We start from the raw sequence: 21,664 nt of genomic DNA on the forward strand, positions 1-21,664 counted from the left end.
ACGGAAAGAAACTTCCCGGATATTGGTGGCTCCTTGGAAGTTTCCTTCAGCGGTTGTCCTCCGGAAGGAGCACGCGTGCACGACAGCAGCACGGGAAGCACGGGAAACACCCCGCGGCCGTCCAGACGGACCGTTCTCGCCGCCACCGCGGGCATCACGGCCGCGCTGACCGTACCGGCCACCGCCCACGCCGCCGCGTCCGGCGACACCAGGCTGCGCGCCCTCATCTCCCGCATGTCGCTGGAGGAGAAGGTCGGCCAGCTCTTCGTGATGCGGGTCTACGGCCACTCCGCCACCGCCCCCGACCAGGCCGACGTCGACGCCAACCTCGCGGAGATCGGGGTCCGCACGGCCGCCGAGCTGATCGCGAAGTACCGGGTCGGCGGCATCATCTACTTCACCTGGGCCCACAACACCCGGGATCCGCACCAGATCGCCGACCTGTCCAACGGCATCCAGAAGGCCTCCCTGGAGCAGCCCCGCGGCCTGCCGGTGCTCATCGCCACCGACCAGGAGCACGGCATCGTCTGCCGGGTGGGCGCGCCGGCCACGCTGTTCCCGGGCGCGATGGCGGTCGGCGCGGGCGGCCGTCCCGCCGACGCACACACCCTCGGCCGCGTCTCCGGCGCCGAACTGCGCGCCCTGGGCATCAACCAGGACTACAGCCCCGACGCCGACGTGAACGTCAACCCGGCCAACCCGGTCATCGGCGTACGGTCCTTCGGGGCCGACCCGGAGGCGGTGGCCCGGCTGGTGGCCGCCGAGGTGAAGGGCTACCAGGCGTCCCGGGTCGCGGCGACCGCCAAGCACTTCCCCGGCCACGGGGACACCGCCGTCGACAGCCACACCGGCTTCCCGGTCATCACGCACAGCAGGGAGCTGTGGGAGAAACTGGACGCGGTGCCCTTCCGGGCGGCGATCGCGGCGGGCATCGACTCGATCATGACCGCGCACCTGCAGTTCCCGGCCCTCGACGACGCCGGTGACCCGGCCACCCTGTCCCACCCCATCCTCACCGGCATCCTGCGCGGCGAACTCGGCTACGACGGCGTCGTGGTGACCGACTCGCTCGGCATGGAGGGCGTGCGCACCAAGTACGGCGACGACCGGGTGCCGGTGCTCGCCCTGAAGGCCGGTGTCGACCAGCTCCTCAACCCGCCGTCGCTCGACGTGGCGTGGCACGCGGTCCTCAAGGCCGTCCAGGAGGGCGAGCTGACCGAGGCCCGGCTGGACGAATCGATCCTGCGTATCCTGCGGCTGAAGGACAGGCTGGGACTCCTGGACCGGCCGCCCTACGTCACCGGGGCCGGCGTCGACCGCACGGTCGGCACCAAGGCCCATCTGGCCGCCGCCGACCGGATCGCCGAGCGCACCACGACCCTGCTCGTCAACGAGGAGCACACGCTGCCGCTCGACCGCCGCAGCCGGCGCCGGGTCCTCGTCGTCGGCGCGGACCCGGCCTCCCCGTCCGGCACCACCGGCCCGCCCACCACCGTGCTGGCGGCCGCCCTCACCGAGCTCGGCTTCACCGCCACCGCCCTGTCCACCGGCACCGCGCCCTCCGCCACGGTCATCGGCAAGGCGGTGGCCGCCGCGGCGGACGCCGACGCGGTGGTCGTGGCCACGTACAACGTGACGGCGGGCAGCAGCCAGCGGACGCTGGTGGAGCGGTTGCTGGCCACCGGGAAACCGGTGGTGGCCGTCGCCGTCCGCAACCCCTACGACGTCGCCCAGCTCCCCGCCGTCAAGGGTTTCCTGGCGACCTACTCCTGGACCGACGTCGAGCTGCGCGCCGCCGCACGGGTGATCGCCGGCCGGGTGGCGCCGCACGGCAGGCTGCCGGTGCCGGTGCAGCGGGCGGACGACCCGGCGCGGGAGCTGTACCCCCTGGGCTACGGGCTGACGTACTAGACGTACGCCGCGTCCCTCCCGTCCGGCGTGGCCCGCTTCCCGGTCCACGCCGGACGGGGGCGTCCGGGGCCGGCCGCCGCACCGCGCTCAGGGCGTCTCCGGAACGGCGAGTCCCTCGGCCCTCTCCCGCAGTTCGGGGGTCGCCGTCGCGACCGCCGCCACCGCGAGGACGCACATCAGGCCGCCGCTGACCAGGGCCGTCGCGCCGGAGCTGAAGCCCGCGACCAGACCGCCCCGCGCGTTGCCGAGGCTGGGGCCCGCCTGGCCGACGATCTGCTCGGCCGCCGTGACCCGGCCGAGCAGCGCGTCCGGGGTGCGGGTCTGCACGATCGTGGAGCGGGAGACGACCGCGGTGGCGTCCGCCGCCCCCGCGAGGACGAGCAGGGCGAGGCCGGCCCACGGGTCGGTCGCCAGCCCGAACAGGACCAGCGCCGCGCCCCAGGTCCCGGAGGCGCACAGCATCACCGCGCCCGGCCTGCCGAGCCGGGTCAGCGAGCCGGACAGGGCCGACGCCGTGACGCCGCCCACCGCAAGGGCCGACAGGAACAGGCCGAGCGTGCGCGGGTCGTCGCCGAACCGCTCGGCGTTGACCAGCGGGAACAGGCTGGCCGGGAAGGACAGCACGGTGGCGGCCAGATCCGTGATCAGCGCGCCCCGCACCACCCGGTGCCCGGCCAGGAACCGCAGCCCGTCCAGCACCCCGCGCACCCCCGCCCGCGACGGCTCGCCCTCCGGCGGCAGCGCGGGCAGCCCGAAGGCGCCGTAGAAGGCCGGCCCGAAGCTGAGCGCGTCCAGCAGATAGCAGGCGCCGATGCCCAGCCGGCCCAGCAGCACACCGGCCAGGGCGGGGCCGAGCAGCATCATCGTCTGGCCGGTGACGGCGTTCAGGGCGAGCCCGGCGGGCACCTGCCCCGGGGGCAGCAGCCGGGGGACGAACACTCCGGCGGCCGGGGCGCCGAGCGCACCGAACGACGACTGCACGGCGACCAGCGCGAGGACCACCACCACCGGCACGTGCCCGGTGAAGCCCTGAACGGCCAGCAGCAGCGAGCAGGCGGCCTGGCCCACGGTGGCCGCGAGGTAGACCCGGCGCCGGTCCGCCCGGTCCACCCAGGCGCCCGCGAACAGCCCGAACACCACCAGCGGCAACGCCTGCGCCAGCCCGACCGCACCGGTCCAGGCCGTGCTGCGGGTCATGTCCCACACCTGGTACATGACCGTCACCATGGTCATGAACCCGCCCAGCACGGACACGGTCCGGCCGATCAGCAGCCGCCGGAAGACGGGGGAGGTGCGCAGCGGCGTCACATCGATGAGCGAGCGGCGGAGTCTCATGAGAGCGAACGAAAACGCGAGGGCTGCACAATCACCGGGGGAGGCTAGCCGCCCCCCACCTCCCCGGCCACCGATTTTCCCCGCCACTGACGGGCCGCCCACGCACGCGATGAGCAAGGAGCGCCGTCCGGGCCGCCTCCCCGGGCCTGCGCAGGAGAGCGAGCCGGCTTGCTGGGGGTTGTCGTGGCGCATGGCCGGCCGCCGGGCGCGGAGTGCTCGCCCGAGACTGGGCGGTTCGACGTCTGCCCTGGGCGACCGTGGACGCGACCGGTCGGACCGGGCGACCTCAGCGGGCCCTACGTGGGAGGGCGAGCAGGCTCGCCGGGGTTGTTGTGGCCCATGGTCGGCCGCCCGGCGCCGGGTGCTCGCCCGGGGCCGGGCGGTGGCACGTCTGGGCCGGGCGGCCGGTGGGCGGGTCGGCTAGGCCGCCTCGCCGAGCAGGCGTACGAGGTGGTCGCGGCCAGCGGACAACAGCTCGGGGAGCGGCGTGGCGTGCTCGTACCAGCGCTTCTCGTACTCCCAGCACAGCCAGCCGTCCCAGCCGTTGCGGCACAGGACGTCCACGCACTCGGTGAGCGGCAGGACGCCCGCGCCGAGCGGCAGCGGCGCGCGGTCGTCGGCCGAGGCGATGTCCTTGACCTGGACGTAGCCGAGGTGCGGGGAGAGCGCCGCGTAGCTGTCGGCGGGCTGTTCGCCGCCCAGCCAGGTGTGCATCACGTCCCACAGCGCACCCACCTGACGGTGCCCGACCGGGCCCAGCACACGGATCACGTCGGCGCCGGTGCGGTGCGAGTCGTGGGTCTCCACCAGGATCCGGACGCCGAGCGCGGCGGCGTCCTCGGCGGCGGCACCGAGCCGCCGGGCGGCGAGGGCCTCGGACTCCTCGCGGGGCCGGTCGGGATCGGCGCCGGGGAAGACCCGGACGAAGGGGGCGCCCAGGTCGTGGGCGAGTTGCAGGAGCAGCCGGATGTCGTCGAGGACGGGTGCGTCGTCGCCGGGCGCGGCGACGCGCGTGTATCCGGCCAGGCCGAGCAGTTCGATTCCGGACGCTTTGAACAGCGCGGCCGTCTCCGCGCGCTCGGCGGGGGACAGGCCCGGGTGCACGGGCTCCTCGGGATGGGCGCGCAGTTCCACACCGTGGTAACCGTGCGCGGTCGCGAGCGCCAGGACATCGGGGACGGCCAGGCCGGGGACACCGAGAGTGGAGAACGCCAGCTTCATGCTCGGACCCTACTCGTCAGGGGGCCGTTCCGCGGAGATCCAACCGCCAGTCCTGGCCGACCAGATCCTTGCCGAAGGAGTGGTGCGGCTTCTCGGCGACGAGCACGAAGCCGTGCCGCCGGTAGAGACGCCGGGCCCCGCTGAGGACGTCGTTGGTCCACAGCACCAGTTCCCGGTAGCCGGCCTCGCGGGCGAAGCCGACGACGGCGCGCACCAGCCGGTCGCCGATCCCGTGCCCGCGCGCGGAGGGCTCGACGAGCAGCAGCCGCAGTCGCGCGGTGTGCGGGGCCGAGTCCCGCACACACATCACGCAGCCCACCGCCCGGCCGTCCAGCTCGGCGATCCACACCCGCTCCAGGCGCGGGTCGTGGTCCTCGGCGAAGTCGGCGACGATCCTCGCGACCAGCCCCTCGTACTCGGCGTTCCAGCCGTACTCGGCCGCGTACAGAGCGCCGTTGCGCTGCACGATCCAGCCGAGATCACCGGCCATCGGCGCCCGCAGCACGCCCTCGCCGTCATCAGAAGCACCCATTCCCACAACCCTGACCCTAGGCCCGCCAAGAACCCCCAGCACCAAAGCAACGCCGCCCACCGAACGGGGGGCGCGGGGAACTGCGCGACGGCCCCCGAAACCCCGGAACCCAACCAACGCCGCCCAGCAAATGAGGGGCGCGGGGAACTGCGCGACCAGCCCCCACCAACGCGCACCCGTCCAAGCCACCCCCAGCACCCCGAGCCAGTAGGCGCCCCACGCCCCCCAAGCACCACGAGCCAGTAGGCGCCCCACGGACCCCCCAAGCACCCCGAGCTAGGCCCCCCGCGGAACCCCGGAGGACCCCCGCACCATCAACTCCCCCCGCACCGACGCGATCCCACCCGGCGGAGCCTCCTCACGGCCCATGGCGATCCGCCCCGCCCGCGCACCCGCCTCGGACAGCGGCAACCGCACCGTCGTCAGCGACGGCACCGCGTCGACGCTGAACGGCAGGTCGTCGAAGCCGGCCACCGAGACGTCCTCGGGGATGCGCAGCCCGGACTCCCGCAGCGCGGCACACGCGCCCAGCGCGACGGAGTCGTTCGCGGCGACGACCGCCGTCAGGGACGGGTCCCGGCGCAGCAGTTCCAGCGTGGCCTCGTGACCGGACCGGCGGTCGTAGCGGCCGTACACCGTCCACCGCGGGTCCTCCTCGACACCGGCCGCCTCCAGCGCCGCGCGGTGACCCTCCAGCCGGTGCCGGGTGGTGGTGCGCTCCTCGGGGCCCGCGATGTAGCCGAGCCGCCGGTGGCCGAGGCCGATGAGGTGGTCCGTCAGGGCGCGGGCGCCCCCGCGGTTGTCGAAGGTCAGCGCGATCGCCTCGGTGTCCGGCGCGGGCGGCCGCCCGCACAGCACCACCCGGGTCCCGGCCTCCGCCAGCTTGCGCAGCTTGGCCGAGACCGCCGCCGCGTGCGGCTCGTTCTCCACGGCCCCGCCGGTCAGCACCACCGCCGCGGCCCGCTGCCGCTGCAGCAGGGTCAGGTACGTCAGCTCCCGCTCCGGCGAGCCGCCGGTGTTGCACACGACCGCCAGCCGCTCGCCGCCCGCCCGGCCGCCCGGCCCCCCGATCTCGGCCTGTATCGCACTCGCCATGATTCCGAAGAACGGGTCCGCGATGTCGTTGACGAGGATGCCCACGAGGTCCGAGGTGGCCGCCGCGAGCGAGCTGGCCGGGCCGTTGAGCACGTAGTCCAGCTCGTCGACCGCCCGCAGCACGCGCTCCCGGGTGGACGCGGCCACCGGGTAGTTGCCGTTCAGCACGCGCGAAACCGTCGCGGGGGAGACCTGTGCGCGGGCCGCCACGTCCGCCAGGGTCACCGTCATCTCGTCGTCCTCCGGTCGCGCGGGGGGTCGCGCATTGGTGCTCGTACGTCCTCGTAGACAGGCCGGGCACGGTCACGGTTCCGTCCGTGCCGAGCAGACCATAAGGCCAACCAGGCGGTTCGTTCGCCCCCTCGAACAACTCGAAGAGGACACGGTCTTGTCCGGAGCGCTGTGCAGAGGCTAGCTTCTCGTCGTAGAAAGCGCTTGCTGCACTTGCTGACGATGACGACGCCGGCCCCGCCGACCAAGGCCGCACCGGCGTTACGAAGGGACTCACGTGACACGCAAGACGGTGCGTATCGCCATGAACGGCGTGACCGGACGCATGGGCTACCGCCAGCACCTCGTCCGGTCCATCCTCGCCCTGCGCGAGCAGGGCGGCCTCGACCTCGGCGACGGCACCGTGCTGTGGCCCGAGCCGATCCTGCTCGGCCGCCGCGAGCACGCCCTGCGGGAGATCGCCGACCGGCACGGCCTGGAGCACGTCTCCACCGACCTGGACGCGGTGCTCGCCGACCCGGACGTCGACGTCTACTTCGACTCCCAGGTCACCTCCGCCCGCGAGGACGCCCTCCGGAAGGCGATCGCGGCGGGCAAGCACGTCTACACCGAGAAGCCCACCGCCACCGGACTCGACGGCGCCCTCGAACTCGCCCGGCTCGCCCGCGAGAAGGGCGTCAGGCACGGCGTGGTCCAGGACAAGATCTTCCTGCCGGGGCTGCTCAAGCTGAAGCGGCTCGTCGACGGCGGCTTCTTCGGCCGCATCCTGTCCGTGCGGGGCGAGTTCGGCTACTGGGTCTTCGAGGGCGACTGGCAGGACGCCCAGCGCCCGTCCTGGAACTACCGCGCCGAGGACGGCGGCGGCATCGTCGTCGACATGTTCCCGCACTGGGAGTACGTCCTGCACGAGCTGTTCGGCCGGGTGACCTCCGTCCAGGCCCTGGCCACCACCCACGTCCCGCAGCGCTGGGACGAGAACGGCAAGCCCTACGACGCGACCGCGGACGACGCCGCGTACGGCGTCTTCGAGCTCGAGGGCGGCGCGATCGCCCAGATCAACTCCTCCTGGGCGGTGCGCGTCAACCGCGACGAACTGGTCGAGTTCCAGGTGGACGGCACCGAGGGCTCCGCGGTCGCGGGCCTGCGCAGGTGCCGCGTCCAGCACCGCTCGGCCACCCCCAAGCCGGTCTGGAACCCGGACATCCCCGCCACCGAGGTCTTCCGCGACCAGTGGCAGGAGGTCCCGGACAACCAGGAGTTCGACAACGGCTTCAAGGCCCAGTGGGAGCTGTTCCTCAAGCACGTGCACGCCGGCACCCCCTACCACTGGGACCTGCTGGCCGGCGCCCGCGGCGTCCAGCTCGCCGAGCTGGGCCTGCGGTCCTCGGCCGAGGGCCGCCGCCTCGAGGTCCCGGAGATCACGCTGTGACCATCCGACTCCCGGACGCCGGCGGGCGACTGCGGACCTACGAGCCGCGGACCGAACCGCTCGCCGTCCCCCCCGGCACCCCCCTCACCTCCCGCATCGTCTTCTCGGCGGCGCACGTCGTGGCCGACCCGTTCGCCGACACCAGCCCCGACTCGCCCGCCGCTGTCGACTGGGACGCCACCCTCGCCTTCCGCCGCCATCTGTGGTCCCACGGGCTCGGCGTCGCCGAGGCCATGGACACCGCCCAGCGCGGCATGGGCCTGGACTGGGCGGGCGCGGCCGAGCTCATCCGCCGCTCGGCCGCGGAGGCCCGGGCGGTGGGCGGCCGTATCGCCTGCGGCGTCGGCACCGACCAGATCGCCGGCGGCACCCTGGCCGGCATCCGCGCGGCCTACGAGGAGCAGCTCGCGGTCGTCGAGGAGGCGGGCGCGCAGGCCATCGTCATGGCGTCCAGGGCGCTCGCGTCCGCCGCGCGCGGCCCCGAGGACTACCTGGAGACGTACGGCCACCTCCTGCGCCAGGCCGCCGAACCGGTGATCCTGCACTGGCTCGGCCCGATGTTCGACCCGGCGCTCGAGGGCTACTGGGGCTCGTCCGACCTCGACGCGGCCACCGAGACCTTCCTCGACGTCGTCGCCGCCCACCCCGACAAGGTCGACGGCATCAAGGTCTCCCTGCTGGACGCCCGGCGCGAGGTCGACCTGCGCCGCCGGCTCCCGCGCGGCGTGCGCTGCTACACCGGCGACGACTTCCACTACCCCGAGCTGATCGCGGGCGACGACCAGGGCTTCAGCCACGCCCTGCTCGGCGTCTTCGACCCGCTCGGCCCGCCGGCCGCCGAGGCGGTACGGGTCCTGGACACGGGCGACACGGCCGGCTTCCGCGCCCTGCTCGATCCGACCGTGGCCCTGTCCCGCCACCTCTTCCAGGCGCCGACCCGCTTCTACAAGACCGGAGTCGTGTTCCTGGCCTGGCTGGCCGGCCACCAGAGCCACTTCACGATGGTCGGCGGCCTGCAGTCGGCCCGCTCGCTGCCGCACCTCGCCCGCGCCTACGAACTCGCCGACGGTCTGGGCCTGTTCCCCGACCCGAAGCAGGCCGAGGAGCGCATGCGGAACCTGCTGTCGATGTACGGGGTGAACCAGTGAGCACCGGTCCCGCACGCACCGATCTCGCCCGCTTCTCCATCAACCAGATGACGGTCAGGCAGCTCTCCCTGCCGGAACTGGCCGACGCCTGCGTCCGGTTGGGCGTTCCGGGCGTCGGCCTGTGGCGCGAGCCCGTCCAGTCCTACGGCGTGGAGGCGACCGCCAAGCTGGTCCGGGACGCTGGTCTGACGGTCACCACGCTGTGCCGCGGCGGCTTCCTCACGGCGGCCGGTCCCGGGGAGCGCGCGGCGGCCCTGGCCGACAACCGCCGCGCGATCGACGAGGCCGCCGCCCTCGGCACCGACACCCTGGTCCTCGTCTCCGGCGGGCTGCCGCCCGGCTCCAAGGACCTGCGGGCGGCCCGCGAGCGCATCGCGGACGTCCTCGCCGAACTCGGGCCGTACGCAGAGGAGCACGGCGTACGCCTCGCCGTCGAACCGCTGCACCCCATGTTCGCGTCCGACCGCTGCGTGGTCTCCACCCTCGCCCAGGCCCTGGACCTCGCCGAGCGCTTCCCCGCGCACCAGGTGGGCGTGACCGTGGACACCTACCACCTGTGGTGGGACGACCGGGCGCCCGAGCAGATCGCCCGCGCGGGCGCGGCCGGCCGCATCCACACCTTCCAGCTCGCCGACTGGACCACACCGCTTCCCGAGGGGGTCCTCAACGGCCGCGGGCAGATCGGCGACGGCTCGGTCGACATGCGGGAGTGGAAGGGGTACGTGGAGGCGGCCGGCTACACGGGGCCCATCGAGGTCGAGCTGTTCAACGAGGGGCTGTGGGCCCGGGACGGCCGCGAGGTGCTGGCCGAGACGGCGCAGCGGTTCGTCGCGCATGTGATCCGGTGAGAAAAATTCCGGACCCCGTACAACCCTCGCCCCGCCTCCCGGGTCGAACCCGTCGTCTGGAACTCCTGGGGAGGGACCCGGGGGGGATCTGAGGGGTTCCGGCACGGAGGGGAAAAGCCGAGGGGGTGCGCCCGGTCGACGGACCGGGCGCACCCCCTCGAAACGTCCGGGCGCCGCCGCCCGAGCGTCAGAAGAACACCCCGCACCGCAGCAGCACGTTCGCGTACGGCCGTGCCTCCCCGGTGCGCACCACCAGCCGGGCCCCCGCGGACAGCTCCTTCAGCCGCTCGTGCGGCACCAGCGCCAGCTCCGGGAAGTGGCCGTCGAGCAGCGCGCTCGCCGCGGGATTGGCGTCCCGCACCTCCTCGGCGGCCGTGGCCCCCTCCACCACCAGCTCGTCCAGCAGCCCGTCCAGGACCTCCGCGAACGAGGGCACGCCCGCGCGGAAGGCGAGGTCCACCACACGCGGCCCGTCCGGTATCGGCATGCCCGCGTCGCACACCAGCACCCCGTCGCCGTGCCCCAGCGCGGCCAGCGCACCGGCCAGATGACGATTGAGAATGCCCGCCCGCTTCACCGGTCACCGCCCCGCTCGCCGAGCGCCTCGGCCTCCGCCGCCGTCGGGTACGACTCCTGGGCACCGGGCCGCGTCACCGCGGCCGCGCCCACCAAGGCCGCGTAGGCCGCCGCGTCCGGCAGCGCGGCGCCCGACCCCAGCTTCCAGGCCAGGGCCGCGGTGAACGCGTCGCCCGCGCCGGTGGTGTCCACCGCGTCCACCCGCACCGACGGCACCGGGGTCACACCGGAGGAGTCGCACACCAGGGCGCCGGCGGCGCCGAGCGTCACCACCACCGAGCGCGGGCCCCGGGCCAGCAGCAGGGGCGCCCAGTCCGCCGGTTCACCGCTCACGTCCTCCCCGCCGAGGAGCACCCGGGCCTCGTGCTCGTTGACGATCAGCGGATCGCAGGCCGCCAGCACCTCCGCGGGCAGCTCGCGCGGCGGGGACGGGTTCAGCACGAACCGGCCGCCGTCCGGCAGGTTCCGCACGACCTCCACGACCGTCTCCAGCGGAATCTCCAGCTGCGCCGACACCACCCGCGAGGCGCGCAGCAGATCCGCGGCCGCCCGCACGTCCGCCGGGGTGAGCCGGGCGTTGGCGCCGGGCGACACCACGATGCTGTTGTCGCCGGAGGGGTCGACGGTGATCAGCGCGACACCGGTCGGCGCCCCGCCCACCAGCACGCCCGCCGTGTCCACCCCGGCCGCCCGCTGCCCGTCCAGCAGCAACCGGCCGTGGGCGTCGTCGCCGACCCGGGCCAGCAGGGCCGTGCGCGCGCCGAGCCGGGCGGCCGCGACCGCCTGATTGCCGCCCTTGCCGCCCGGGTGGACGGCCAGGTCGCCGCCCAGCACCGTCTCGCCGGCGGCCGGCCGCCGCTCGACCCCGATCACCAGGTCGGCGTTGGCCGAACCCACGACCAGGAGGTCGTAGTCGTACATGAAATTGACTCCCCTGAGAGATGACCGGGGCGGGCGGTCCCCGAGGACCGCCCGCCCGCTCGCCGATGTCAGCCGGTGAACCCGGCCACGTTGTCCTTCGTGACCACCTTGACCGGCACCTTGACGGCAGATCCGACCTTCTCGCCCTGGACCGCCTTCAGCGCGTTGTCGACCGCGATCCGGCCGAGCTGGCTGGGCTGCTGCGCCACGGACGCGTACAGCGTGCCGCCCTCGACCGCCTTCAGTCCGTCCGGGGTGCCGTCGAAGCCGACCACCTGGACCGACCGGCCGGCCTTGGCGCCCAGCGCCTTGATCGCGCCGAGGGCCATCTCGTCGTTGGCGGCGATGACGCCCTGCACGTCGGGGTGGGCCTGCAGCAGGTTCGACATCACGTCGAGCCCCTTGGTGCGGTCGAAGTCGGCCGGCTGCTGGGCCAGGACCTGGATGCCCGGGTAGGCCTTCAGCCCCTTGGCGAAGCCCGCCGCCCGCTCACGGGCGGCGGAGGTGCCCGCCTGGCCCTGCAGGATGACGATCCTGCCCTTGCCGCCGAGCTTCTCGGCGACCGTCTTCGCGGCCAGCTCGCCGCCGGCCACGTTGTCCGAGGCCACCAGGGTGCTCGTCTTCGCGTTGTTGACCCCGCGGTCGACGGCGACGACCGGGATCCCGGCCTTGTCGGCGGCCTTCACGGAGTTGCTCGCCGCGTCCGAGTCCACCGGGTTGACGATGATCGCGCCGGCGTTCGAGCTGGTGAAGTTCTGGAGCTGGTTGGCCTGCTGGGAGGCGTCGTTCTGGGCGTCCGTGACCGTGAGGTCCACGCCCAGCTTCTCCGCCTCGGCCTGGGCGCCCGCCCGGATCTGCACGAAGAAGGGGTTGTTGAGGGTGGACAGGGACAGGCCCATCTTCGGGTTCGCCGACGAGGAGGAGCCGTTGTGCAGGAAGGAGGTCGCGCCGACGATCGCAACGGTGACGACCGCCGCGAGCGCGTACGTCCCCGCCTGCCTGCCCTTGCCGCCGGGAGAGGCGCCGGCCGCCGCCGGGGCCGCCCCCGCCTTGCGGCGCAGCGTGTCGAAGAGGACGGCCAGCGCGATCACGACGCCGATGACGACCTGCTGCCAGAAGGCGGAGACGTTCAGCAGGTTCAGGCCGTTGCGCAGCACCGCGAGGATCAGCGCGCCGATCAGCGTGCCGGACGCCTTGCCGGTGCCGCCCGCGAGCGAGGCGCCGCCGATCACGACCGCGGCGATCGCGTCCAGCTCGTAGCCGTCGGCCGCCTGGGGCTGCGCGGAGGACAGCCGGGAGGCGAGCACGACACCCGCGACGGCGGCGAACACGCCGGACAGGGCGTAGATGGCGAGCTTCTGCTTCTTCACCCGCAGGCCGGACAGACGCGCGGCCTCCTCGTTGCCGCCGATCGCGTACATCGAGCGGCCGATGTAGGTCCGGCCGAGCACGAGGGCGGCGATCAGCCCCATCACGATCATCACGAGGACCGGCACCGGCAGCCAGCCGCCGAGCGTGTCCCCGAGGTGCGAGACGGAGTCGGGGAAGGGGATCGGGGAGCCGCCGGAGATCACCAGCGACAGACCGCGGGCCACCGAGAGCATGGCCAGCGTCGCGATGAACGGCGGGAGCTTGCCGTACGCGATCAGGAAGCCGTTGACGAGCCCGGCCGCGACGCCGGTCACGAGGGCCAGCAGCACCGCCACGACGACCGGCACGCCGTGCGAGGTGGCCGTCCAGGCGAGGACGGTGGCCGACAGGGCCGCCACCGAGCCGACCGACAGGTCGATGCCCGCCGAGACGATGACGAAGGTGACGCCGAAGGCCAGGACGGCGGTCACGGCCGCCTGGACGCCGACGTTGAGCAGGTTGTCGGTGGTCAGGAAGTCGCCCGACAGCGCCGACATGGCGATGACGAGGACGATCAGCGCGGTCAGCGCGCCGTTCTCCAGGAGCAGCCGGCGTACCGCCGTGGCGCCACCGGCGCCCGTCCTGCTCTCGAGCGTGTCAGTGGCCACGAGCGGCCTCCTTGTCGGTCGTGGGGTTGCTGACGGCGAGTGCCATCACGGAGTCCTGGGTGGCCTCGTCGGCGGACAGTTCGCCCGCGATCCGGCCCTGGGCCATCACCAGCACCCGGTCGCTCATGCCGAGCACCTCGGGCAGATCGCTGGAGATCATGAGTACGGCGGCGCCGGCCGCGGTCAGCTCGTTGATGAGCTGGTAGATCTCGACCTTGGCGCCGACGTCGATGCCGCGCGTCGGCTCGTCGAGGATCAGCACCTTGGTGTTGGCCAGCAGCCACTTGCCGATGACGACCTTCTGCTGGTTGCCGCCGGACAGGGTCCGCACGTGCTGGCCGAGCCCGGCCATCCGCACGCCGAGCTGCCCCGCGATCCGTGCGGCGGCCTCGCGCTGGCCCTTGAGGTCGACGAGCCCGGCGCGCGTGGCGGCGCGCATGGTGACCAGGCCGAGGTTCTCCTCGACCGACTGGTCGAGCACGAGCCCCTGGCCCTTGCGGTCCTCGGGGATCAGTCCGACGCCGGCCGCCATGGCGGCGTTGACGTCGTGGCCCTTCAGGGCCGTCCCGGCGACCTTCACGGCCCCCTTGTCGTACCGGTCGGCCCCGAAGACCGCGCGGACCACCTCGGTCCGGCCGGCGCCGACCAGGCCGGCGATGCCGACCACCTCACCGGCGTGCACCTCGAAGCTGACGTCGTGGAAGACGCCGTCGCGGGTCAGGCCCTCGACGCTGAGCAGCGCACCGCCCCGGTCGGCCCGCTCGCGGGGGTACTGCTGCTCGATGGCGCGGCCCACCATGAGCCGGACCAGCTCGGCCTCCGGGGTGGCGGCCGGGACCTGCCCGACGCTCCTGCCGTCCCGGATGACGGTGACCCGGTCGCCCAGGGCGGCGATCTCCTCCAGGTGGTGGGTGATGAAGACGACGCCGACGCCGTCCTCGCGCAGCCGGCGCACGATCCGGAACAGCTTGTCGACCTCCTCGGAGGTGAGCACGGCGGTCGGCTCGTCCATGATCAGCACGCGCGCGTCCAGGCTGAGCGCCTTGGCGATCTCGACCATCTGCAGGCGCGCGATGCCGAGTTCACGCACCCGCGCGCGGGGCGACACGTTCACGCCGACCCGCTGCAGCAGGACCTCGGCGTCGGCCTCCATCCGCTTCCGGTCGATCATCCCGAACCGGCGCGGCTGCCGGCCGAGGAAGATGTTCTCGGCGACCGTGAGGTCGGGAACGAGGTTGAACTCCTGGTAGATGGTGGCGATCCCGAGGCGTTCGGAGTCCTGCGCACCATGGATGCGCACCTCCTCGCCGCCGACGAGGATCCGCCCGCCGTCGGGCGTGTAGGCGCCGGAGAGCATCTTGATGAGCGTGCTCTTGCCCGCGCCGTTCTCGCCGAGCAGCACGTGCACCTCGCCCCGGCGCAGGTCGAAGTCGACGCCGTCCAGCGCCACCACGCCGGGGAAGGTCTTCCGGATGCCCTCGATGCGCAGCAACTCGTCCCTGTCGCTCACGACTCGCTCCTGTTCGTTACGGGGGTCCCGCCGGAGGGCGCGCCGCACGAGCGGCGCACGACGAGACGGGCGGGGAGGGTGACGGACTCGCCGGGCAGTCCCCCGATGCGGTCCACCAGGGCCCGTACGGCGGCCCGGCCCAGTTCGCCCGTGGGCTGGGCGATCGCGGTGACCGGCGGATCGGTGTGCACGAACCAGCGGATGTCGTCGAAGGCGGCGAGCGCGATGTCGTCCGGGACGCGCAGCCCGCGCGCGCGGATCGCGTCCAGGGCGCCGAGCGCCATCAGGTTGTCCGCGGCGAAGACCGCCTCGGGCGGCTCCGGCAGGTCGAGGAAGCCCTCGGTGACCCGCCGGCCGCTCTCGGCCTGGAAGTCGCCCTGGCCGGTGTAGGCGTCCGGCAGGTCCAGCCCGTACTCGGCCAGCGCGGCCCGGAACGCCTCGACGCGCTCGCTGCCGGTGGTGGTGGCCGCGGGTCCGGAGATGATCGCGAGCCGCCGGTGCCCGAGCCCGTGCAGGTGCGCGACCAGGTCCCGGACGGCGCGCTGTCCGTCCGCCCGCACCACGGGCACCTCGACGCCCGGGATCCACCGGTCGACGAACACCATCGGCGTCCCCGCGCGCACGGCGTCCAGCATCAGCGGGGAGCCGCCGTCGGTGGGGGAGACCAGCAGGCCGTCTATGCGGCGGTCCAGCAGGGTCCGCACATGGTGGTCCTGGAGGTCCGGCCGCTCGTCCGCGTTGCCGATGATCACGCTGTAGCCGAGCGCGCGGGCCTCCTCCTCGACGGAGCGGGCCAGCTCGGTGAAGTACGGGTTCAGTACGTCGCTGATGACCAGGCCGAGGGTGCGGGTCTGGTCGGTGCGCAGGGAACGGGCGACGGCGTTGGGACGGTAGCCCAGCGCCTCGACGGCGGCCAGCACGCGTGTGCGTGCGTCCGCGCTGACCGACGGGTGCTCGTTCAGGACGCGCGACACCGTGGCGACCGAGACGCCCGCCGCGGCGGCGACGTCCTTGATGCTCGCCATCGCGGGCTCCACCTCCTTGTGGAACTCATGGAATCGATTACATCGACGTGCACGAAGGATTGGAATCGATTACACGAGCCAAGACAAGGGGGGTAAGGGTGGCTGAAACTCAATCGTGACCACCGGGTGGCCCGGGCGCTGCCGGACCACCCGGTGGCGTGCGGCGCCGGGAGGCGCGGAGTCACGCCTCCGCGCGGGCGCGCCCCAGCCGGAGGGCGGACACGAGGAAGAAGATCCCGCCGAGGAGGGCGTAACCGGCCAGGCTGCCCAGGGAGGCGCCGGACGAGCCCGCCTGGGCGAAGAACGACGCGCCGGCGAGGGTGGAGAGGGCGCCGCTCGCGATCATCGCCCACTGTCCTCCCAGCCGGCGCCTTGCTGCGCCGACGAGGAGCTGGACCACGCCCGCGGCGACGGCCCAGGCGCCCCAGACGCGCAGCACCGCCGGAATCCCGGACGCGGCGGCCACGGCGAGACCGGCGCCGGTGAGGGCGCTGAGCGCGATGTTCGCGTACAGGTGGCGCACCGGGCCGCCGTCGGCCCTGGCGGACCGGACGTCGAAGACGGCGCACGCGACGTCGAACAGGGGATAGATCACCAGGAGCGCCGCGCTCGCCGGGTTGAGCGCGCCGGCGGTCGCGAACAGCAGGGCGGCCCACACGGCGGCGAAGGCGAAGCGCAGGAGGTACAGCTTCCGCAGGGTCGCGGGGACGGTGGAGCGGGTGGTGGCGGTGGCGGCGACGGTGTCCACGGGATGCCTTCCCAGGATGAGGGAGAACGTTCGGTCTACCTCTCATGGAAGTGGGTGCCGTGGTGCCTGTCAAGACCGAACGTTCTCCCTCACGGTTTTGGTAACCTCGCCCCCATGAGCCGGGGCACAGCGACAGGCAGCACGTCCGAGGCGCGAGCGCGGCTGCTCGCGACGGCGACGAGGGTCTTCTACGCCGAGGGGATCCACTCCGTCGGCGTCGACCGGATCATCGCGGAGGCGCAGGTCACGCGGGCGACGCTCTACCGGCACTTCTCGGGCAAGGAGGAACTCGTCCTCGCCTACCTCGACCTGGCCGACCAGGGGATCCGGGGGCAGGTGGCCGCCGCGGAGCAGGGCGCCGAGTCGGCGGCGGACAAGGTCAGGGCCGTCGCCCGGTCCATCGCGGAGGGCATCGGATCCCCGGGGTTCCGAGGCTGCGCCTTCCTCAACGCGGTGGCCGAATACCCCGACCCGGCCCACCCCGTCCACCAGGCCGTACTGGCACACCGCCAGTGGTTCCTGGAGACCGTCACGGACCTGCTGGCACGGGCCGGCCGCGAGCCCGCGGACGAGACCGGCCGGCACCTCGTCATGCTGCGGGACGGCGCGATGGCGGCCGGCTGCCTCTTCGACCCGCAGCTCGTCACCGAGACCTTTCTGCGCGGCGTCGAGGGCATCCTCCAGGCATGAGGCCCCCCGGGTCTCGGGAGTCCGGGCCGACCCGAACGACGAACTCCGCGCGCGCTGTTGAGGCGCCGGTCGGGGGCGCCGCGACTACGCGGCCGACCGCGCCGGGGTCCCGGGGCCGACGGACGCCGAGAAGACTCCGGCATCCCCGGACGGGGCGCCTCCTGTCACACCCCACCGGTAACGTCGGATCATGCCCAACCAGCCATCCGCGGCCCCCGGCGAGCGCCGGCTCGCCACGCTCGAAGGCGTGCTGGAGCGCATCACGTACGCCAATGAGGAGAACGGCTACACCGTCGCCCGCGTCGACACCGGCCGGGGCGGCGGCGACCTCCTGACGGTGGTCGGCGCGCTGCTCGGCGCCCAGGTCGGGGAGTCGCTGCGGATGGAGGGCCGCTGGGGGTCGCACCCGCAGTACGGCAAGCAGTTCGTCTGCGAGAACTTCACGACCGTGCTGCCCGCCACCGTCCAGGGCATCCGCCGCTACCTGGGCTCCGGCCTGGTCAAGGGCATCGGCCCGGTCTTCGCCGACCGCATCACCCAGCACTTCGGCACGGACACGCTGCGGATCATCGAGGAGGAGCCGAAGCGGCTGATCGAGGTCCCCGGCCTCGGCCCCAAGCGGACCAGGAAGATCGCCGACGCCTGGGAGGAGCAGAAGGCGATCAAGGAGGTCATGCTCTTCCTCCAGACCGTCGAGGTGTCGACGTCCATCGCCGTGCGCATCTACAAGAAGTTCGGCGACGCGTCCATCTCGGTCGTGCGCGACCAGCCCTACCGGCTGGCCGCCGACGTCTGGGGGATCGGCTTCCTCACCGCCGACCGGATCGCCCGGTCCGTCGGCATCCCGCACGACAGCCCGGAGCGCGTGAAGGCGGGCCTGCAGTACGCGCTGTCCCAATCCGCCGACCAGGGCAACTGCTTCCTGCCGGAGGAACGGCTGATCGCGGACGCGGTGAAGCTGCTCCAGGTCGACACCGGCCTGGTCATCGAGTGCCTCGCCGAGCTGGCCGAGCCGCCCGGGGAGGGCGAGGACCCGGGGGTCGTACGGGAGAAGGTGCCCGGGCCCGACGGCGGCGCGGAGCCCGTGACCGCCGTCTACCTGGTGCCCTTCCACCGGGCCGAACTCTCCCTCTCCGCCCAGCTGCTGAGGCTGCTGCGCACCCCGGAGGACCGGATGCCCGCCTTCCGGGACGTGGCCTGGGACAAGGCGCTGGGCTGGCTCGGAAGCCGTACCGGCGTCGACCTCGCCCCCGAGCAGGAGGCCGCCGTACGGCTCGCGCTGACCGAGAAGGTGGCCGTGCTCACCGGCGGCCCCGGCTGCGGCAAGTCCTTCACGGTCCGCTCGATCGTGGAGCTGGCCCGCGCCAAGCGCGCCAAGGTGCTGCTCGCCGCGCCCACCGGCCGGGCCGCCAAGCGGCTGGCCGAGCTGACCGGCGCCGAGGCCTCCACGGTCCACCGGCTGCTGGAGCTCAAGCCCGGCGGCGACGCGGCCTACGACCGGGACCGCCCGCTGGACGCCGACCTGGTGGTCGTGGACGAGGCCTCGATGCTGGACCTGCTGCTCGCCAACAAGCTGGTCAAGGCCGTGCCGCCGGGTGCCCACCTGCTCTTCGTCGGCGACGTCGACCAGTTGCCGAGCGTCGGCGCCGGGGAGGTGCTGCGCGATCTGCTCGCCGAGGGGAGCCCGGTGCCGGCCGTGCGGCTCACCCGGGTCTTCCGGCAGGCCCAGCAGTCCGGCGTCGTCACCAACGCGCACCGCATCAACGCCGGGCAGCACCCGCTCACCGACGGGCTGAAGGACTTCTTCCTCTTCGTCGAGGACGACACCGAGGAGGCCGGCCGGCTCACCGTGGACGTGGCCGCCCGCCGGATCCCGGCCCGGTTCGGCCTGGACCCGCGCCGGGACGTGCAGGTGCTCGCGCCCATGCACCGGGGACCGGCCGGCGCGGGCACCCTCAACGGGCTGCTCCAGCAGGCCGTCACGCCGGGCCGGCCCGACCTGCCGGAGAAGCGGTTCGGCGGCCGGGTCTTCCGTGTCGGCGACAAGGTCACCCAGATCCGCAACAATTACGAGAAGGGGGAGAACGGTGTCTTCAACGGCACCGTGGGCGTCGTCACCTCGCTCGACCCGGTCGACCAGCGTCTGACGGTGCTGACGGACGAGGACGAGGAGGTGCCGTACGACTTCGACGAACTGGACGAACTGGCCCACGCGTACGCGGTGACCATCCACCGCTCGCAGGGCAGCGAGTATCCCGCCGTGGTGATCCCCGTCACCACCGGCGCATGGATGATGCTCCAGCGGAACCTGCTGTACACCGCGGTGACACGGGCGAAACGGCTGGTGGTGCTCGTCGGTTCACGCAAGGCGATCGCGCAGGCGGTGCGCACGGTGTCGGCGGGGCGGCGCTGCACGGCGCTGGACTTCCGGCTCGCGGGCGCCGGACACCTCTGACCAGCGGCTCCGGCAGGCGTCCCAAAAAATGATCGATCAAATGAGTCGTGAAGGTCACAGAGCACTTCCGGTTACCCGTCGAAGCGGGCAGGATGAGCAGGTTGGCGGCACTGAGTGCCGCCGATAGGCCCAATGGTCGACCCCGAGTGCACTCTCCTGAGCCAAATGGGGGATGGTAGAGACAGTCAGGGCACCTCGAAGATGAGGCACTACGTCGGTGAGGGAAGACGTGAGCGACAACTCTGTAGTACTGCGGTACGGCGACGGCGAGTACACCTACCCGGTGGTCGACAGCACCGTCGGTGACAAGGGCTTCGACATCGGGAAGCTCCGCGCCCAGACCGGTCTGGTGACTCTGGACAGCGGTTACGGCAACACGGCCGCCTATAAATCCGCCATCACCTACCTCGACGGTGAGGCGGGCATCCTCCGCTACCGCGGCTACCCCATCGAGCAGCTGGCCGAGCGCTCCACCTTCCTTGAGGTGGCCTACCTGCTGATCAACGGCGAGCTGCCGACCGTCGACGAGCTGACGACGTTCAAGGACGAGATCACGCGGCACACCCTGCTGCACGAGGACGTCAAGAACTTCTACAAGGGCTTCCCGCGCGACGCCCACCCGATGGCCATGCTCTCCTCGGTCGTCTCGGCGCTGTCCACCTTCTACCAGGACAGCCACAACCCGTTCGACGAGAAGCAGCGCAACCTCTCGACGATCCGCCTGCTCGCGAAGCTCCCCACCATCGCGGCCTACGCGTACAAGAAGTCGATCGGTCACCCGTTCGTCTACCCGCGCAACGACCTCGGCTACGTGGAGAACTTCCTCCGCATGACCTTCTCGGTCCCCGCGCAGGAGTACGAGCTCGACCCGGTCGTCGTCTCGGCGCTCGACAAGCTGCTGATCCTGCACGCGGACCACGAGCAGAACTGCTCGACGTCCACGGTCCGCCTGGTGGGCTCGTCGCAGGCGAACATGTTCGCGTCGATCTCGGCCGGCATCAACGCCCTGTGGGGCCCGCTGCACGGCGGCGCCAACCAGTCGGTCCTGGAGATGCTCGAGGGCATCCAGGCCAACGGCGGCGACGTCGACTCCTTCATCCGCAAGGTGAAGAACAAGGAGGACGGCGTCCGCCTGATGGGCTTCGGCCACCGGGTCTACAAGTCCTTCGACCCGCGCGCGAAGATCATCAAGGCTGCCGCGCACGACGTGCTGTCCGCCCTCGGCAAGTCCGACGAGCTGCTGGACATCGCTCTCAAGCTGGAGGAGCACGCGCTCTCCGACGACTACTTCGTCTCGCGCAACCTCTACCCGAACGTCGACTTCTACACCGGTCTGATCTACCGGGCCATGGGCTTCCCGACCGAGATGTTCACGGTCCTGTTCGCACTCGGCCGGCTGCCGGGCTGGATCGCCCAGTGGCACGAGATGATCAAGGAGCCGGGCTCCCGCATCGGCCGCCCGCGCCAGATCTACACGGGCGTCGTCGAGCGCGACTTCGTGCCGGTCGAGGAGCGCTGAGGATCTGCCGGTCCAGGGGCGCCCATCCGGCGCCCCGCCCGCCGCACAGGGCCTGCCGCCACGGGCGGGCCCTGGATCGACGGTGAAGAACGAAAAACGGAAGGCGCCCTGACGCCGGTCCCCCCACGGGCCGACGACCAGGGCGCCTTCCCATGTCCCGGTGCGGATTCCCCCCACGGGATCCGGCCGGGCGCTCGGAGAGGACAGCGCCTGAAATCGCTGTCTGAGCACCACGGGCAGAACCCGTCGTGCTCCAGTGACGCGGTGCGATCTGCCGGGACAACGCACGCTGGGAGGGCCGCTCAAAGCTTCCCGGTGTACGTGCCCCGGCAACGCATCTCTGAGGAAGTCCCCCAAGACATCCCCAGATGCCAGTCAGCGCCCCCCAAGACGCTGGTCTGACATCGCCAACTTAGACCTTCGAACCCCTTCGATGGTTACGTTCGCGTCAC

General features: G+C 72.6%; 16 protein-coding genes and 1 pseudogene. 7 read left to right on the forward strand and 10 right to left on the reverse strand.

The features are described 5' to 3' along the window. Positions 1 to 75: 75 nt before the first annotated feature. Positions 76 to 1,911: a glycoside hydrolase family 3 protein gene (locus ACZ7JA_RS05515; protein WP_389299203.1), complete on the forward strand. Its 1,836-nt coding sequence runs from the start codon at positions 76 to 78 to the stop codon at positions 1,909 to 1,911. An 87-nt stretch (positions 1,912 to 1,998) separates the two neighbouring features. Here ACZ7JA_RS05515 and ACZ7JA_RS05520 read toward each other — a convergent pair whose 3' ends face one another. The 4 genes and pseudogenes from ACZ7JA_RS05520 to ACZ7JA_RS05535 all read right to left on the reverse strand — a co-directional run bounded on the left by ACZ7JA_RS05520 (position 1,999) and on the right by ACZ7JA_RS05535 (position 6,325). Next, complete coding sequence (locus ACZ7JA_RS05520) at positions 1,999 to 3,246, reverse strand: MFS transporter (protein ID WP_470807283.1); 1,248 nt, start codon at positions 3,244 to 3,246, stop codon at positions 1,999 to 2,001. Positions 3,247 to 3,666: 420 nt separating this feature from the next. Continuing rightward, a complete protein-coding gene (locus ACZ7JA_RS05525; RefSeq protein ID WP_351658921.1) occupies positions 3,667 to 4,467 on the reverse strand; it encodes a sugar phosphate isomerase/epimerase family protein in 801 nt (266 codons plus the stop codon). 16 nt (positions 4,468 to 4,483) lie between these two features. After that, positions 4,484 to 4,972, reverse strand: a pseudogene (locus ACZ7JA_RS05530) (GNAT family N-acetyltransferase); the annotation flags it as partial. 303 nt (positions 4,973 to 5,275) lie between these two features. Beyond that, a complete protein-coding gene (locus ACZ7JA_RS05535; protein WP_351658924.1) occupies positions 5,276 to 6,325 on the reverse strand; it encodes a LacI family DNA-binding transcriptional regulator in 1,050 nt (349 codons plus the stop codon). A gap of 277 nt (positions 6,326 to 6,602) precedes the next feature. Between ACZ7JA_RS05535 and ACZ7JA_RS05540 the strand changes: the two genes are divergently transcribed. The 3 genes from ACZ7JA_RS05540 to ACZ7JA_RS05550 are packed head-to-tail and all read left to right on the forward strand — an operon-like array spanning position 6,603 to position 9,750. Continuing rightward, positions 6,603 to 7,754, forward strand: coding sequence for a Gfo/Idh/MocA family protein (locus ACZ7JA_RS05540; protein WP_403678921.1), 1,152 nt, complete (start codon positions 6,603 to 6,605; stop codon positions 7,752 to 7,754). After that, positions 7,751 to 8,902, forward strand: a complete 1,152-nt coding sequence (locus ACZ7JA_RS05545; protein WP_470807286.1) for a dihydrodipicolinate synthase family protein — start codon at positions 7,751 to 7,753, stop codon at positions 8,900 to 8,902. The genes ACZ7JA_RS05540 and ACZ7JA_RS05545 overlap by 4 nt, the downstream gene beginning before the upstream one ends. A gap of 47 nt (positions 8,903 to 8,949) precedes the next feature. Further along, positions 8,950 to 9,750 (forward strand): sugar phosphate isomerase/epimerase family protein, encoded by an 801-nt coding sequence (locus tag ACZ7JA_RS05550; protein WP_470807708.1) that lies wholly within the window; start codon positions 8,950 to 8,952, stop codon positions 9,748 to 9,750. Between the two features lie 187 nt (positions 9,751 to 9,937). Here the strand turns inward: ACZ7JA_RS05550 and rbsD are convergent, their stop codons facing one another. The 6 genes from rbsD to ACZ7JA_RS05580 form a co-directional block, all read right to left on the reverse strand. Continuing rightward, positions 9,938 to 10,327, reverse strand: coding sequence for a D-ribose pyranase (gene rbsD, locus ACZ7JA_RS05555; RefSeq protein WP_351658933.1), 390 nt, complete (start codon positions 10,325 to 10,327; stop codon positions 9,938 to 9,940). Further along, a complete protein-coding gene (locus ACZ7JA_RS05560) occupies positions 10,324 to 11,247 on the reverse strand; it encodes a ribokinase (RefSeq protein WP_470807288.1) in 924 nt (307 codons plus the stop codon). The genes rbsD and ACZ7JA_RS05560 overlap by 4 nt, the downstream gene beginning before the upstream one ends. Positions 11,248 to 11,315: 68 nt before the next feature. Beyond that, a complete protein-coding gene (locus tag ACZ7JA_RS05565; protein ID WP_470807289.1) occupies positions 11,316 to 13,265 on the reverse strand; it encodes an ABC transporter permease/substrate-binding protein in 1,950 nt (649 codons plus the stop codon). Continuing rightward, on the reverse strand, positions 13,255 to 14,775 hold the full coding sequence (locus ACZ7JA_RS05570; RefSeq protein WP_470807291.1) for a sugar ABC transporter ATP-binding protein: 1,521 nt from the start codon (positions 14,773 to 14,775) through the stop codon (positions 13,255 to 13,257). Before ACZ7JA_RS05570 ends, ACZ7JA_RS05565 begins: the two co-directional genes overlap by 11 nt. Then, positions 14,772 to 15,800, reverse strand: coding sequence for a LacI family DNA-binding transcriptional regulator (locus tag ACZ7JA_RS05575; RefSeq protein ID WP_351658944.1), 1,029 nt, complete (start codon positions 15,798 to 15,800; stop codon positions 14,772 to 14,774). The genes ACZ7JA_RS05570 and ACZ7JA_RS05575 overlap by 4 nt, the downstream gene beginning before the upstream one ends. A 181-nt stretch (positions 15,801 to 15,981) precedes the next feature. Next, the gene (locus ACZ7JA_RS05580) at positions 15,982 to 16,548 is read right to left on the reverse strand and encodes a hypothetical protein (protein ID WP_470807293.1); all 567 of its coding nucleotides are present in this window, start codon (positions 16,546 to 16,548) and stop codon (positions 15,982 to 15,984) included. A 114-nt stretch (positions 16,549 to 16,662) separates the two neighbouring features. Between ACZ7JA_RS05580 and ACZ7JA_RS05585 the strand changes: the two genes are divergently transcribed. From ACZ7JA_RS05585 to ACZ7JA_RS05595, 3 genes are all read left to right on the forward strand, one after another. After that, positions 16,663 to 17,238, forward strand: a complete 576-nt coding sequence (locus ACZ7JA_RS05585) for a TetR/AcrR family transcriptional regulator (protein WP_389299225.1) — start codon at positions 16,663 to 16,665, stop codon at positions 17,236 to 17,238. A gap of 190 nt (positions 17,239 to 17,428) precedes the next feature. Then, positions 17,429 to 19,693, forward strand: a complete 2,265-nt coding sequence (gene recD2, locus ACZ7JA_RS05590; protein ID WP_450744954.1) for an SF1B family DNA helicase RecD2 — start codon at positions 17,429 to 17,431, stop codon at positions 19,691 to 19,693. Between the two features lie 229 nt (positions 19,694 to 19,922). Beyond that, positions 19,923 to 21,212: a citrate synthase gene (locus ACZ7JA_RS05595; protein ID WP_351658956.1), complete on the forward strand. Its 1,290-nt coding sequence runs from the start codon at positions 19,923 to 19,925 to the stop codon at positions 21,210 to 21,212. Positions 21,213 to 21,664: the final 452 nt, after the last annotated feature.

This window comes from Streptomyces sp. NPDC038135, from assembly GCF_055601245.1.

Coding starts and splice junctions, on each gene's coding strand:
- ACZ7JA_RS05520 (WP_470807283.1), bottom strand. CDS start 3,246: ATGAGACTCCGCCGCTCGCTCATCGATGTGACGCCGCTGCGCACCTCC.
- ACZ7JA_RS05525 (WP_351658921.1), bottom strand. CDS start 4,467: ATGAAGCTGGCGTTCTCCACTCTCGGTGTCCCCGGCCTGGCCGTCCCC.
- ACZ7JA_RS05535 (WP_351658924.1), bottom strand. CDS start 6,325: ATGACGGTGACCCTGGCGGACGTGGCGGCCCGCGCACAGGTCTCCCCC.
- ACZ7JA_RS05550 (WP_470807708.1), top strand. CDS start 8,950: ATGACGGTCAGGCAGCTCTCCCTGCCGGAACTGGCCGACGCCTGCGTC.
- ACZ7JA_RS05560 (WP_470807288.1), bottom strand. CDS start 11,247: ATGTACGACTACGACCTCCTGGTCGTGGGTTCGGCCAACGCCGACCTG.
- ACZ7JA_RS05575 (WP_351658944.1), bottom strand. CDS start 15,800: ATGGCGAGCATCAAGGACGTCGCCGCCGCGGCGGGCGTCTCGGTCGCC.
- ACZ7JA_RS05585 (WP_389299225.1), top strand. CDS start 16,663: ATGAGCCGGGGCACAGCGACAGGCAGCACGTCCGAGGCGCGAGCGCGG.
- recD2 (WP_450744954.1), top strand. CDS start 17,429: ATGCCCAACCAGCCATCCGCGGCCCCCGGCGAGCGCCGGCTCGCCACG.